This window comes from Streptomyces sp. NPDC048291 (assembly GCF_043201715.1).
Classification (GTDB): Bacteria; Actinomycetota; Actinomycetes; order Streptomycetales; family Streptomycetaceae; genus Streptomyces.
In genome coordinates this window covers 271,323-285,299 of sequence record NZ_JBICZC010000017.1, presented here as the reverse complement: position 1 = coordinate 285,299, position 13,977 = coordinate 271,323, and the positions used below count along the sequence as shown (strand labels likewise).

15 protein-coding genes are annotated in these 13,977 nt (G+C 70.2%); 14 read left to right on the top strand and 1 reads right to left on the bottom strand.

Annotated elements, in window-relative coordinates:
* Positions 1 to 125: 125 nt before the first annotated feature.
* The 14 genes from ACGF5O_RS40680 to ACGF5O_RS40615 all read left to right on the top strand — a co-directional run bounded on the left by ACGF5O_RS40680 (position 126) and on the right by ACGF5O_RS40615 (position 9,982).
* Entirely contained in the window at positions 126 to 704 is a 579-nt protein-coding gene (locus ACGF5O_RS40680) for a phage tail protein (RefSeq protein ID WP_393814958.1), read from the top strand.
* Between the two features lie 86 nt (positions 705 to 790).
* A complete protein-coding gene (locus ACGF5O_RS40675; protein ID WP_393814957.1) occupies positions 791 to 1,078 on the top strand; it encodes a hypothetical protein in 288 nt (95 codons plus the stop codon).
* A gap of 65 nt (positions 1,079 to 1,143) precedes the next feature.
* The gene (locus tag ACGF5O_RS40670) at positions 1,144 to 1,485 is read left to right on the top strand and encodes a hypothetical protein (protein WP_393814956.1); all 342 of its coding nucleotides are present in this window, start codon (positions 1,144 to 1,146) and stop codon (positions 1,483 to 1,485) included.
* Between the two features lie 40 nt (positions 1,486 to 1,525).
* Positions 1,526 to 2,176 carry a hypothetical protein gene (locus ACGF5O_RS40665; protein ID WP_393814955.1) on the top strand — a complete coding sequence of 217 codons (651 nt, stop codon included), beginning with the start codon at positions 1,526 to 1,528 and terminating at the stop codon, positions 2,174 to 2,176.
* Positions 2,177 to 2,294: 118 nt separating this feature from the next.
* Positions 2,295 to 2,618 (top strand): hypothetical protein, encoded by a 324-nt coding sequence (locus tag ACGF5O_RS40660; RefSeq protein WP_393814954.1) that lies wholly within the window; start codon positions 2,295 to 2,297, stop codon positions 2,616 to 2,618.
* Positions 2,619 to 2,725: 107 nt separating this feature from the next.
* Complete coding sequence (locus tag ACGF5O_RS40655; RefSeq protein WP_393814953.1) at positions 2,726 to 3,148, top strand: DUF3592 domain-containing protein; 423 nt, start codon at positions 2,726 to 2,728, stop codon at positions 3,146 to 3,148.
* A 90-nt stretch (positions 3,149 to 3,238) separates the two neighbouring features.
* A complete protein-coding gene (locus ACGF5O_RS40650; RefSeq protein WP_393814952.1) occupies positions 3,239 to 3,835 on the top strand; it encodes a hypothetical protein in 597 nt (198 codons plus the stop codon).
* A 31-nt stretch (positions 3,836 to 3,866) separates the two neighbouring features.
* Positions 3,867 to 4,967 carry a hypothetical protein gene (locus ACGF5O_RS40645; RefSeq protein WP_393814951.1) on the top strand — a complete coding sequence of 367 codons (1,101 nt, stop codon included), beginning with the start codon at positions 3,867 to 3,869 and terminating at the stop codon, positions 4,965 to 4,967.
* Between the two features lie 86 nt (positions 4,968 to 5,053).
* Positions 5,054 to 5,893: a hypothetical protein gene (locus ACGF5O_RS40640; RefSeq protein WP_393814950.1), complete on the top strand. Its 840-nt coding sequence runs from the start codon at positions 5,054 to 5,056 to the stop codon at positions 5,891 to 5,893.
* On the top strand, positions 5,880 to 8,243 hold the full coding sequence (locus ACGF5O_RS40635) for a hypothetical protein (protein WP_393814949.1): 2,364 nt from the start codon (positions 5,880 to 5,882) through the stop codon (positions 8,241 to 8,243). Before ACGF5O_RS40640 ends, ACGF5O_RS40635 begins: the two co-directional genes overlap by 14 nt.
* A complete protein-coding gene (locus ACGF5O_RS40630; RefSeq protein WP_393814948.1) occupies positions 8,236 to 8,523 on the top strand; it encodes a hypothetical protein in 288 nt (95 codons plus the stop codon). The genes ACGF5O_RS40635 and ACGF5O_RS40630 overlap by 8 nt, the downstream gene beginning before the upstream one ends.
* Positions 8,524 to 8,625: 102 nt before the next feature.
* Positions 8,626 to 9,501 (top strand): peptidoglycan-binding protein, encoded by an 876-nt coding sequence (locus ACGF5O_RS40625; RefSeq protein WP_393814947.1) that lies wholly within the window; start codon positions 8,626 to 8,628, stop codon positions 9,499 to 9,501.
* Positions 9,502 to 9,504: 3 nt separating this feature from the next.
* Positions 9,505 to 9,732, top strand: coding sequence for a hypothetical protein (locus tag ACGF5O_RS40620; RefSeq protein WP_393814946.1), 228 nt, complete (start codon positions 9,505 to 9,507; stop codon positions 9,730 to 9,732).
* Complete coding sequence (locus tag ACGF5O_RS40615; protein ID WP_393814945.1) at positions 9,719 to 9,982, top strand: hypothetical protein; 264 nt, start codon at positions 9,719 to 9,721, stop codon at positions 9,980 to 9,982. Before ACGF5O_RS40620 ends, ACGF5O_RS40615 begins: the two co-directional genes overlap by 14 nt.
* A 68-nt stretch (positions 9,983 to 10,050) precedes the next feature.
* On the opposite strand, the gene ACGF5O_RS40610 is transcribed toward ACGF5O_RS40615, so the two are convergent.
* Positions 10,051 to 13,950: a DNA-directed RNA polymerase subunit beta' gene (locus tag ACGF5O_RS40610; protein ID WP_393814944.1), complete on the bottom strand. Its 3,900-nt coding sequence runs from the start codon at positions 13,948 to 13,950 to the stop codon at positions 10,051 to 10,053.
* Between the last annotated feature and the right edge of the window lie 27 nt (positions 13,951 to 13,977).

The window sequence follows — 13,977 nt, the reverse complement described above, 5'->3', positions numbered from 1 at the left end:
CCGGATCCGGCCCGCTCCCCCGAACAGGCCCCGCCGACAGGACCGTACGGCGGGGCCTTCGCCATGCCCCGGCACGGCACAGCGTCGCAACGACGCGACAACCAACCCATTCAGAGGAGTTACGCATGGCAGGCAGCAACGCCAACGAGATCCGCGTCGCCGGTACCGGCCGCATCCTGGTCGCCCCGGTCGGCACGTCCGCGCCGACCGATGTCAGCACCGCGTGGGCCGCCGGCTGGAAGGACCTCGGCTACACCTCCCAGGACGGCATCAAGCTCGCGAAGAAGGACAAGCTCGACCCGGTCGAGACCTGGCAGTCGGTCTCCCCGGCCCGGTTCATCTACTCGGACCGCGACCTGACCGTGAAGTTCCAGCTGCTCCAGCTGAACGAGGACACGCTGCCGTTCTTCATGGGCGGCGACGCGGTGGCGGAGACCGCCGCCAACTCCGGGATCTACAAGTACGACCTGTCGGCCGACCCGAAGTTCAACGAGAAGGCCCTCGGCATCGAGTTCTCCGACGGCACCGACGTCACGTACCGCTTCGTCGTCGCCCGGGGCCAGGTCACCGAGACCGAGGAGCTGTCGCTGACCCGCACGGCCTCCATCAAGCTCGGTGTCACCTTCACCGCGCTGGCGGTCGACAACACCAAGCCGCTGGCGTCCTTCCTGATGAAGGACCCGTCGTACTCGACCGTCTCCTGAGCCGTCCCCTCCCCGGCGGGCGGGCCGAGGTCTCCGCGCCCCGGCCCGCCCGCGCCGACCACCTTCCTCTGCACAGGAGTCGCCCCATGCCCTTCGACGTCAGCGCCGCTCGCGCCCAGCGCCAGGAGGCGCTCGGCCGGACCTGGTCCTTCACCGTCGACGGTGACACCTTCACCCTCCCGACCGAGCTCACCCGCAGGACGGCCCGTGCCCTGCGGGAGCTCGACGACAACGACGTGGACGGCCTGCTGCGGGTGCTGCTGGGCGACGCCCAGTTCACCCGCTTCGACCTCCTCGACGTCACCATGCAGGACATCGCCGCCATCCTGGAGGCGTACGGCAAGGAGACCGGGCTCGGCCTGGGGGAAGGCTGAGCCTCGGCGAGTTCGTCGACGAGCACGCCGAGGCGCTGGAGGCGGACCTGCTCCGCCACTACGGCGTGGACCTGCTCGACTGGCATCGCGGCCGGCTCTCCTCCCGCCGGCTCGCGGTGCTGGTCAGGCGGCTGCCCCGCGACAGCGCGACCCTGCGCGAACTGCACGGAGAGGCGACCGACTGGTCGGTCACGGACCATCTGCTCGCCGCCGTCGTCGACCAACTCGCCGAGGCGAACTGGATGTTCGCCACCGTCCACCGGGACGAGGACGCGGAACCGCTGGAGTACCCGAGGCCGGTCCCGCGGCCAGGGGCGGAGCGGGCCGCTCCGGAACCCGGCCCCGAGGCCGCCGCCACCGAGGTCCACAACCCGGGCCCCGCCGAACTGGCCCGGTTCTTCAACTGACCGCCGGCATCCCGGCATCCCATCGCAGGAGTGACGCACGATGACCCTCTACACCCCGCTCGGCAACCTCCCGTACCCCCAGCCCACCGACACCGCGAACCTCCCCCTCCACCTCCAGTCCCTGGCCGAGGGCATCGACGGCCGGACGATCCTGCGCTACTCGGCGGCCACCGACCGGGACGCGGCCGTCACGACTCCGGTGGCCGGCATGGTCGCCTGGCTGTCCACCCCCGGCACCCTCAGCTACTACACGGGCTCGGCATGGATCGCGCTCGGCGTCTGGAACACGTACACCCCGACCTGGACCGCCACCACCACCAACCCGTCCATCGGCGACGGCACGCTGACCGGCAAGTACGCGGTGGTCGGCAAGGTCTGCCACTTCACGACACTGATCACCTTCGGGGCGGCGACGACGTACGGCAGCGGCAACTACAGCTTCGGCCTCCCGGTCACGGCCGGTGCGCTGGGCGGGCTGCCGCAGTTCCAGGGAGTGGCGGCGGTCAGCGGAGGCCGCGCACTGATCTCGTGCCAGCCGGGGGCGAGCACCGGCGCGACGTCGTTCACGCTCTGGGGTCCGGCCTCCTCCTCCAGCTCCACCGCCACCCAGCTCGGCAGCGGTGGCGTGCTCGGCACGGCCTACGCGAGCGGCAACGTCATGCGTATCGGCGGGACGTACGAAGTGGCCTGAACCGCCCCCGGTTTCACCCTCCCGCACACAGGTGCGCGGAGTATCCTTCCACATCCCGTACACATGTTCGATTCAAGGTGTCCGGGGATCCGGACGGCACGGAGTGACGGGGGGCCTCATGGCACGGGACGAAGGCACGGCACAGGAACAGTGCGACACCGAGGCGGTCGCGGAACTGCGGCAGGTACTGGCAGCCCACTTCAAGGGCCGCCCCCTGCCGCCGGACCTCGTGATCACCACCCGGACGGAAATCGAACAGCGGGAGTTCAGGGCGTACGGCAAGGGCTGGCGGGACCGCGGCGAACACGACGAGCGCCGCAGGGCGGAGACGTCCCGGACCTCGGCACCCCGCCCCTCACCCACCGACGCCACGGTCCTCGCCTTCCCCGACCCCTCCCGGCCATCGGCCGCCCGCCCGCATCCTCATGACGAACCGTCGTGACCGACGGGGTTCATGTGATGGCTGTTCACCATCGACAACCGTGATCACCTCGGCCATCATGAGCCGTGTGCCGGTCCGGCCGCGCGGGTGACGGAGGGGAACACTCGATGGGCAACGTGTTCGGGCTGGTGTTCCTGGCCCTCATTCCCGCCCTTTTCGGCGGCCTGAGCATCCACTCGTACCGCAAGCGCCGGGCGGCCCGGCACCTGAAGGCGTCAGGAGTCGAGACGGAAGCTCTGTGCACGTCGTTGTCCTGGCACGAGGACAACGTGTCCGTGCATTTCACCTACACGCTGCCCGACGGTACGGAGCACAGCGCGGACTCATTGCCCGTGCGGCGCCTCTCGGTGACGCGCGGCGACACCGTGAAGATCGTCTACGCCCCCGACTCGCCGGCCACGGCGGAACTGGCGAGCCTCCTGGACTCCTCCCTCAGGTTCCACGGCATCGCACTCGCCTTCCTGGCACCGCTGACGGTCGTCTTCACGGTCTGGTTCGTCGCCTCCGCCGTCGCAGCCGCCGTCGCCTAGCCCCTGATCACACCTCCGACCTCTGACCGGCCCACGGTCAGGGGTCTCTTTTCTGTCCACCGGCTCGTCCACTTCCCGCGAGGAGGCTCCATGGGTTCGAGTGCCGCTCCCTACGATCCGAACCAGGTACGCGTCCTGGCCGCGCAACAGGCCCAGGCGACCGCGGTCACCTTCTTGAACAACCACATTCCCCAGCTGAAGACGGAGTGGGTCAAGGACATCCAGGCCCAGGCCGTCACCACGAGCAGCCAGTTCCTCAAGATCGATCACTCCCTCCTCAAGTGGGACGAGAAGGGGTTCACGTTCACCGGCAAACAGATCGGACCGGACCTCTCCCTGAACAACCTCCTCCACGGCCGCCAGAACGCGGCCAAGAAGGAGGCCGAGAAGGCCGAGAAGGAAGCGAAGAAGGAGGCGGAAGAAGCCGCCCGGCAGGCCATCGCGACCGTGGAGAGCCGCGTCGAGACGTTCGAGAAGGACATCAGACTCCACGTCGACCGCGCCAGGACCACGTCCCGCCAGGCACAGGACACCGCCCACAAGGCGCAGGAGGACGCCAGACGGGCGGACAACCTGCTGCGCAGCGCCACCAGCAGCGCCCAGCGGGCCGCGGGCCAGGCGACCCGGGCCAACAAGAGCCTCGCCGTGCTCGAAGAGCGGGTCAAGCTCCTCGAAGGCGTCCTCTGAACGCCCCCGACACCCAAGGAGATGAGGCATCGTGGGTCTTGCGAACTCACTGAACCAGGCCAGTACCAGCATCGGAAGATTCCGTACCGCCCTCACCCAGGCGTCCGGCAGCGCCGGTTCGCTGCGCCAGAGCGTCGGCACCGCGGACACCGCCGTCGGGCGCATCAGGACGACGGCGGGACAGGCCGTCCCGTCCATGACCAGGGTCAAGACCGGCTCCGACCAGCTGTCCACCTCCCTCGCCAGGCTCAGGACCTCCGCCACCCAGAGCGGCGGCGGACTCGACAAGGTCAAGTCGGGGGCCGGCGGAGCCGACGGTGGCCTCGGCAAGGCCCGCAGCGGAACCGACAGGCTCAAGTCGTCCTTCGACAAGCTCAAGTCGGCCGCCAAGGGTGCCGAGGGTGAGCTGAAGAGCGTCAGGAAGCAGGCCGACGCGGTCGAGACGTCCGTGGGAAAGGCCGCGAAGAACGCCGACACCGGCGGCAGGTCGATGGGCAGCCTCGGCAAGGGCCTCAAGGGCGCCTCCCTCGCCCAGAAGGGTCTGAATCTCGCCATGTCGGCGAGCCCCTTCGGGCTGGTGATGACACTGCTGACCCCGCTCATCGCCCAGTTCGTCAACATGGACAAGATCACCGCGCTGCTGCAGAAGGGCGTCTCGTACGCCATGAAGCACATCGGCACGGCCGTCGGCAGCCTGGTGAAGAACGCCGGCCCGCTGCTGCGGGGCCTCGGCAACGCCATGCTCGCCCCGATGACCGGCCTCGCCACCGCCCTGAACGGCCTGCTCGGCGCGCTCGCCGGCATCCACATCAGCATCCCCGACTGGGTCCCGAAGTTCGGCGGCCGCTCCTTCGGCTTCCCCCGCCTGAGCGTCCCGGTCCCGCACCTCGCCACCGGCGGTATCGTCACCGCCCGCAGCGGAGGCACCCTCGCCCTGCTCGGCGAGGCCGGCGAGAACGAGGCGGTCATCCCGCTGTCCAAGCTGGAGCGCATGCTCGGCCACGGCGGCCGCCTGCGCACCCTCACCGCGGCCGTGGAGAAGCTCGCCGAGCGCCCGGTCGTCGTCCAGGTCGACTCCCAGGAGATCGCCCGCGCGGTGTTCCTGGGCCGGCGCCAGCTCGCCCGCCGCTAGCGGAACCGGAGCCCCCGCACACGTACGCCGACGGCCACCCCGTCGGCTTTTTTCATGCCCTCCGCCAGGAACCTTCAGGAGTCCCCATGGGAAACCTCTGGATCGGCCGCCCCGGCTCCATGACCGAGATCGACCAGGCAGCCAAGTCCTTCGACCGCAGTGCCGACCTCGGCGTCAGCGAGTTCAAGTCGCTCGGCGGCCGGGTCACCGTCACCCGCAACCAGGCCCCCGTCCGCCGCCTCAAGCTGTCCTGGGACCTGCTCGCGCCGGCCCACGCCCGCGTCCTGGACCGGCTCGCCCGCCGCGTCGACGGCTCCGGGCCGGTGTACGTCTTCGACCCCGCCGCCGGCAACGTTCTCGCCCCCGCGCAGGCCCTCGGCCGCGGCGTGTCCGGCGCCACCGACATCACCGGGCTCGCCCAGTGGTTCCGGACGACGTCCACGGGCACCGTCGCCGAGAGCACGACGGCCGCCGGAACCTTTGGCTTCACCGCCGCCGACGCCACCAGCGCGGTGGCCTGGCGGTGCACGGCGACCGCCGGGACCTTCCCGGTCGCCCCGGGCCTGGTCGTCTCCTTCCGCGCCCCGACCGCGATCGCCGCGCTCGGCACCACCGCCAAGGTCGGCATCGACTACAAGAAGGCGGACGGCAGCTACCTCGGCTCGTCCACCGCCTACGGCCCCCTCGTCACCGGCACGGCCCCCGCGGACGCCGTCTACGCGACCCCCACCGCCACCCCCGGCGCCGCGGGCACCTACTCCCTCGCCGGCGCCTGCCTCACCTACGGCGGCACCGCCGAGGACGGCGTACCCGGCGACGGCCTCCCCCCGCTGGCCATCACCAACTACAGCGACGCCCCCGGCCGCCCGCTGCCGTACCGGAACATCGGTCTCGACCTGGTGGAGGTGTCCGGTGCAGCAGGCTGACGCCACAACGACCGCCGCGCTCGCGGCCGGTGAGCGCACGACCGCCCACAGCACCCGGCTCGGCGGCACCGACGTCTCCGCGCAGATGCAGTCCTGGCAGCTGGAGCGGTCGTACGCCACCGATCTGCCGCCCGCGATGCGGGCCTTCGCGGGGTCGTCCGCGGCCCAGCTCCAGCTCCAGGTGTCCGGCGGGAACGGCACCCCGGCGCCCACCCTGTACGCCCCCTGGGCCGACCGGACCACCGGGGACGTCGCCCGCCCGGGCCAGTCGGTCGTACAGCGCGGCAGCGTGGGAGGCGGCGCCGCACTGCCCGCGTTCCGGGGCACCGTCCGTACCCGGTCCGCGCAGGCCGGCACGGACACCGTGCAGCTCACCGCGCTGGACGGCGCCGAGCGGCTGCGCGGACCGGCGCTGCTGCCGAAGCCGTACGCCGGATTCCGGCTGGGCCGTCCGGTGGCCACCGCGACCTGGTGCGTGGACGAGCTGCTGCGCCAGGCGGGCGTGTGCTCCAGCCCGCCGCCCCGCTACCCGGACTTCGCCGAGGGCCGGCCGCTCACCCTCGTCCACGCCACCCTGCACGGCGGCTTCGCGACCCCGTACGGCCAGCCGGAGACGCTGCCCGAGGCGGACCAGTACACCTGGACGCGGGACGGTGCCCCGCACGCGATGGCGCTGCTGCCGCTGAAGACCGGCGTCACCGCGAGCTGGTTCCCGCGCTCCCGGGTCACGGTGCCGGGGAGCCGGCTGCTGCTGGAGGCATGGGTCAATCCCGCGACCGGACCGGGCGACACCGTCCGCATGGACCTGGTACTCGACCGCACCGGCGGTGCGACCGGCACCCTGCGGCTCCAGGTGAACTTCGCGACCGGGCAGCTCACGGTCGGCTCGGGCACCACCGACGGCGCGTTCCTCAACGCCAACTGGAACAACATCACCTCCGTGCAGGCGCTCAGGGGCGTCTGGCACATCGGTGTCTTCATCGACACCGTCACCACGGGCACCACCGTCTACCCGACCGTGCAGCCCCGGCTGACCGGCCCGGACGGGACGGTGTTCATCGGGTCGCTGTACACGATCACCAACGACTACGGGATCCAGCCGGCCTCCGAACTGCGCGAGCTGAAACTCGTCACCGACCTGGCCGTCGAGGGAATCCAGCTCACCAGCGGGCTCACCGCCATGCCCACGGCGCCGGTCTTCGACCAGACGGACACGTGGACGAAGGCCGTCGAACTGGACGACGCGGTGGTGCCGTTGTACTCGGTGCCGCGGGTGTCCGGTTCGCAGTGGGAGGTGGTCGGGCAGATCGCCAGAGCGACCATGTCGACCGCCGAGTTCGACGAGCGGGGCATCTTCCGCTGGCGCAACCACACCCGCTTCGCCACCACACCGACCGCTGCGGACCTCACCCTCACCTCGGTACGGGACATCGCCTCGCTCACCCTCACCGAGGAGATCGACGCCTGCCGCAACTACGTCAGCCAGCCGGCCAAGATCTGGGAGGACTTCGGCGTCGACTCGGGCACGACGTATTCCGACACCGTCGTGCGGACGGTCCCGGCGAACGGCACGCTGACGGTGTCGTACGTCATGGCGGACGAGGAGTTCGACATCGGTCCGCCGAGCACCGACGACGACTCGGTCACCACCGCCGGCAGCCAGGTGCGTTTCGCCACCACCAAGGCCGGCACCACGGCGGTCAAGGGCGCGGTCGACGTCCTGACCCGCCGTGAGGACGGCTACCTGGTGGTCCGGTTCACCAACCGCACCTCGCAGGCCCTGTACACGGCGAAGAAGGACGGCACCGGGTCGGTCTATCTGGAGACGCTCAAGCCGCGGGCGGATCCGGTGGACCGGTCGGCCGTCGCCTACGTGGCGGGGACGGCCAGCGAGCGGTTCTACGGCCGCCAGGAGCACACCGGCGAGAGCACCGACTGGATCCAGGACCTGGCGTCCGCCCAGGCCATCGCCGACACGCTGTACGCCGCCGGGGCGTACCCGGTGCCGGTCATCGGGGACGTCGAGGTGCTGTACGACCCCCGGGTGCAGCTCGGGGACGTGATCAGGCTGACCGACACCTCCGGCACCCTCCTGGACACCCTGGCCTGGGTGATCGGCATCAGCACGACGGCAGCGGCCGACGGCGGCGTGCAGCAGACCCTGACCCTGCGCGGCACCGAGCCCAACGGCACGCCCGCCGACTACGGGCTGACCCCCGACGCCCCCGACGCCCCGCCCGTGGTGACCCTGTCCACGTACGCGGCGGTCACCGCCGCCTTCCCGACCCTGTCCGCACTCACCGCCTCGGGCCTCACCTGGGGCGAGATCATGGAGTCCGCGTATGTCTGAGACGGCCACCGATCCCGTCCCCGTCACCCTCGACGACGAGCAGCTCGCCCGGCTGGCGGCCGCGGTCGCGGCCGGGCTGGCCGAGTACCTGGCACCGGAGTCCAGGACGGCGTCGCCCACGGAGGTGACCGAGGCGGTCGCCGAACCGCCGGAGGAGGAACCGGCCGACCCCGGAGCGGGGGACGGCGCGGACGCCTCCGCTCCCAGCGAGGAGATCCCGCTGCCGGCGGACTCCGCGACGGAGACGACGCCGGCCGACCCCGCGCCCGCGGAGGAGTAGCGCTCCGCCCCGCCGCACCCCGAGACCTCGCACCGAGACCCCGCCCCGAGCCGATTCCGGCCGGGGTTTTCTCGTGCCCGCATCCCTCCAGGAAGGCACCCCATGGCCACACCCCTCTCCGCAGACGCCCTCCTGTCGGCCCTCCAGGCCGAAGGCGTCCCCGTCGTCGAGCACGACGGCTGGCGCACCCACAACAGGGCCGGACACGGCGCCTGGGGCCCGGTGAACGGCGTGATCATCCACCACACCGTCACCTCCGGCACCACCACCTCCGTCAGCATGTGCTTCAACGGCCGCTCCGACCTGCCCGGCCCGCTCTGCCACGGCGTCATCGCCAAGGACGGCACGGTCCACCTCGTCGGCAACGGCCGCGCCAACCACGCCGGCAGCGGCGACGGCGACGTCCTCGCCGCCGTCGTCGCCGAGAGCGCCTCGCTCCCCGCCCCCGACGAGAACGACACCGACGGCAACGTCCACTTCTACGGCTTCGAGTGCGTCAACCTCGGCGACGGCAAGGACCCCTGGCCCGACGTCCAGCTGGACACCATGGTCCGGGCGTCGGCCGCGCTCTGCCGGGCGCACGGCTGGAGCGCCCGGTCGGTCATCGGCCACAAGGAGTGGACGAACACCAAGATCGACCCGCGCGGTTTCGCGATGGCCGACTTCCGCAGCCGGGTCGCGGCCCGCCTCGCGACGCGGGTGCCCTCCCCCGGCACCCCCGCCCACCAGCCCTTCCCCGGCGCCGAGTGGTTCAGGAAGAACCCGAAGTCGGCGATCGTCACCGCGATGGGCAGGCGGCTGGTCGCGAGCGGCTGCTCGGCGTACACCTCCGGTCCCGGCCCCCAGTGGACCGACGCCGACCGGGCGTCGTACGCGAAGTGGCAGCGCAGGCTCGGCTACACCGGCTCCTCGGCCGACGGCTGGCCGGGGGCGAAGTCCTGGGCGGCGCTCAAGGTCCCCTTCGTGAAGGAGGTCTGACCCGTGACGGAACCGACCAGGCGCACCCTGCGCACCGTCGTGCAGACAGCCGTCGGCCTGTGCGTCCTGCTGCCGGCGGTCGTCGACGCCGCCGGCATCCCGGACACCCTGCCCTGGGCCGCCGGCGCGCTCGCCGTCGCCGCCGCGGTCACCCGGGCGATGGCCGTGCCCGCCGTACAGGCGCTGCTGCCCTCGTGGCTGCGGACGGGGGGTGCCGATGACCGACCCTGATCCGAACGACCCGATCACCGTCGCCCTGGAACTGGAGCGGCTGCGCGGCACGCTGGAGGCCGGGTTCGCCCGCGTCGACGGCGCGCTCGCGCTCCTCGTCCAGCGCAGCGACCAGACCGACAGGCAGCTCGCCGACCACGAGCGGCGGCTGGACGCCCTGGAGCGGACCCGGTGGCCGCTGACGAGCATCGGCGCGCTGGCCGCCGTGGCGGCCGTGGTCGTCACGGCACTGGAGATCACCGCGCGCTGACAGGGCACGGAACGCCGAAGGGCGGTCACCCCGTACGAAACGGGGTGACCGCCCTTCAGAACCAACTACTACTGGTTGTACGGACCGTAGTCGTAGTCCTCCAGCGGAACGGCCTGGCCGGAGCCCGTGCCGAACGGCGAGTAGTCGATGTCGTCGTAGCCGACGGCCGAGTACATCGCGGCCTTCGCCTCCTCGGTCGGCTCGACCCGGATGTTGCGGTAACGGGACAGACCCGTACCGGCCGGGATGAGCTTACCGATGATGACGTTCTCCTTCAGACCGATGAGGCTGTCGGACTTGGCGTTGATCGCCGCGTCCGTCAGGACTCGGGTCGTCTCCTGGAAGGAGGCCGCGGACAGCCACGACTCCGTCGCCAGCGACGCCTTCGTGATACCCATCAGCTGCGGACGGCCGGAGGCCGGGTGACCGCCCTCCTGGACCACACGACGGTTCTCGTGCTCGAACTTCGAGCGCTCGACCAGCTCGCCGGGCAGCAGCTCGGCGTCGCCGGACTCGATGATCGTCACGCGGCGCAGCATCTGCCGGATGATGATCTCGATGTGCTTGTCGTGGATCGACACACCCTGCGAGTTGTACACCTTCTGGACCTCGCCGACCAGGTGGACCTGGACGGCACGCTGACCCAGGATGCGCAGCACGTCGTGCGGGTTGGTGGCACCCACGGTGAGCTTCTGGCCCACCTCGACGTGCTCGCCCTCGCTGACCAGGAGACGGGCACGCTTCGAGATGGGGTAGGCCATCTCGTCGCTGCCGTCGTCCGGGGTGACGACGATCTTCTTGGTCTTCTCGGTCTCCTCGATCCGCACGCGGCCCTGGGCCTCGGAGATCGGGGCGACACCCTTCGGGGTACGGGCCTCGAAGAGCTCGACGACACGCGGCAGACCCTGGGTGATGTCGTCACCGGCCACACCACCGGTGTGGAAGGTACGCATCGTCAGCTGGGTACCGGGCTCACCGATGGACTGGGCGGCGATGATGCCGACCGCCTCACCGATGTCGACCAGCTTGCCGGTGGCCAGCGAGCGGCCGTAGCACATGGCGCAGGTACCGACGGCGGACTCGCAGGTCAGGACCGAGCGGGTCTTGACCTCGGAGACGCCACGGGCGACCAGCTCGTCGATGAGCACGTCACCGAGGTCGGTGTTGGCCGGGGCCAGCACCACGCCGTCGACGACGATGTCCTCGGCCAGCGCACGGGCGTACACGCTGGTCTCGACGTTGTCCGCCTTGCGCAGCACGCCGTCCGCGCCGATCTCCGCGATGTGCAGCTTGAGGCCGCGCTCGGTGCCGCAGTCCTCCTCGCGGATGATGACGTCCTGCGAGACGTCCACCAGACGACGGGTCAGGTAACCCGAGTCGGCGGTACGCAGGGCGGTGTCGGCCAGACCCTTACGGGCACCGTGCGTGGAGATGAAGTACTCAAGCACGGACAGGCCCTCACGGAACGAGGCCTTGATCGGACGCGGGATGGTCTCGTTCTTCGCGTTCGACACCAGACCACGCATACCGGCGATCTGCCGCATCTGCATCATGTTTCCTCGGGCACCCGAGTCAACCATCATGAAGATGGGGTTCGTCTTGGGGAAGTTCTCGTTCATCGCCTCGGCGACCTCGTTGGTCGCCTTGGTCCAGATCGCGATGAGCTCCTGAGTGCGCTCTTCCTTGGTGATCAGACCGCGCTCGTACTGCTTCTGGACCTTCTCGTCCTGGGCCTCGTAGCCGGCGACGATCGCCTTCTTGGCCTCGGGGACGACGACGTCGGAGATGGCCACGGTGACACCGGAGCGGGTGCCCCAGTAGAAGCCGGCCGCCTTCAGGTTGTCGAGCGTCGCCGCCACGATGACCTTGGGGTAGCGCTCCGCCAGGTCGTTGACGATCTCGCCGAGCTGCTTCTTGCCCACCGAGTAGTCGACGAACGGGTAGTCCTCGGGCAGCAGCTCGTTGAAGAGCGCGCGGCCCAGGGTGGTGCGCAGCCGGAAGGTGTCACCGGTCTGGTACTCCGGCTCGCCCTCCTCGACGGCCGGCGGGGTCCAGCCGCGCGGCGGGATGGTGCCCACCGGGAAGCGGATGTCGATCGCCGACTGCAGCGCCAGCTCGCCGGCGTCGAACGCCATGGTCGCCTCGGCCGTGGAGCCGAACGCGCGGCCCTCGCCCTTGGTGTCACGGAGTTCACCGTCGGTGGTGAGGAAGAACAGACCGAGGACCATGTCCTGGGTCGGCATCGTCACCGGACGGCCGTCGGCGGGCTTGAGGATGTTGTTCGAGGACAGCATCAGGATGCGGGCCTCGGCCTGCGCCTCCGCGGACAGCGGCAGGTGCACGGCCATCTGGTCGCCGTCGAAGTCCGCGTTGAACGCGGTGCAGACGAGCGGGTGGATCTGGATGGCCTTGCCCTCGACCAGCTGCGGCTCGAAGGCCTGGATGCCGAGGCGGTGCAGGGTGGGCGCACGGTTCAGCAGCACCGGGTGCTCGGCGATGACCTCTTCGAGGACGTCGTACACGACGGTGCGGCCGCGCTCCACCATGCGCTTGGCGGACTTGATGTTCTGCGCGTGGTTCAGGTCGACCAGGCGCTTCATCACGAACGGCTTGAAGAGCTCCAGCGCCATGGCCTTGGGCAGACCGCACTGGTGCAGCTTCAGCTGCGGGCCGACGACGATGACGGAACGCGCCGAGTAGTCGACTCGCTTGCCGAGCAGGTTCTGACGGAAACGACCCTGCTTGCCCTTGAGCATGTCGCTCAGGGACTTCAGCGGCCGGTTGCCGGGACCGGTGACCGGGCGACCACGACGACCGTTGTCGAAGAGGGCGTCCACGGCCTCCTGGAGCATGCGCTTCTCGTTGTTCACGATGATCTCGGGCGCGCCGAGGTCGAGAAGCCGCTTCAGGCGGTTGTTGCGGTTGATCACACGGCGGTACAGGTCGTTCAGGTCGGAGGTCGCGAAGCGGCCACCGTCCAGCTGCACCATCGGGCGGAGGTCCGGCGGGATGACCGGCACGCAGTCGAGCACCATGCCCTTGGGGCTGTTGCTGGTCTGCAGGAACGCGGAGACGACCTTGAGGCGCTTGAGCGCACGGGTCTTCTTCTGGCCCTTGCCGGTGCGGATGATCTCGCGGAGCTTCTCGGCCTCCTCGTCGAGGTCGAAGGACTCCAGGCGCTTCTGCAGCGCCGCGGCACCCATCGAGCCGTCGAAGTACGTGCCGAAGCGGTCACGCAGCTCGCGGTAGAGGAGCTCGTCGCCCTCCAGGTCCTGGACCTTGAGGTTCTTGAAGCGGGTCCACACCTCGTCGAGGCGGTCGATCTCGCGCTGCGAACGGTCGCGCAGCTGCTTCATCTCACGCTCGGCACCCTCGCGCACCTTGCGGCGCACGTCGGCCTTGGCGCCCTCGGCCTCCAGCTCGGCCAGGTCGCTTTCCAGCTTCTTGGCGCGGGCCTCCAGGTCGGCGTCCCGGCGGTTCTCGACCTGCTGGCGCTCCACGGAGACGTGCGCCTCCAGGGAGGGCAGGTCGCGGGTGCGGCGCTCCTCGTCGACGAACGTGATCATGTACGCCGCGAAGTAGATGACCTTCTCGAGGTCCTTGGGAGCCAGGTCGAGCAGGTAGCCCAGCCGGCTCGGGACACCCTTGAAGTACCAGATGTGCGTGACGGGCGCGGCCAGCTCGATGTGGCCCATCCGCTCACGGCGCACCTTGGCGCGGGTCACCTCGACGCCGCAGCGCTCGCAGATGATGCCCTTGAAGCGGACGCGCTTGTACTTGCCGCAGTAGCACTCCCAGTCCCGGGTGGGGCCGAAGATCTTCTCGCAGAAGAGCCCGTCCTTTTCCGGCTTGAGGGTGCGGTAGTTGATCGTCTCGGGCTTCTTGACCTCGCCGTGGCTCCACTGACGGATGTCGTCCGCGGTGGCCAGGCCGATCCGGAGCTCGTCGAAGAAGTTGACGTCGAGCACTATGCGTCAATCCCTCTCAGGGTTGTG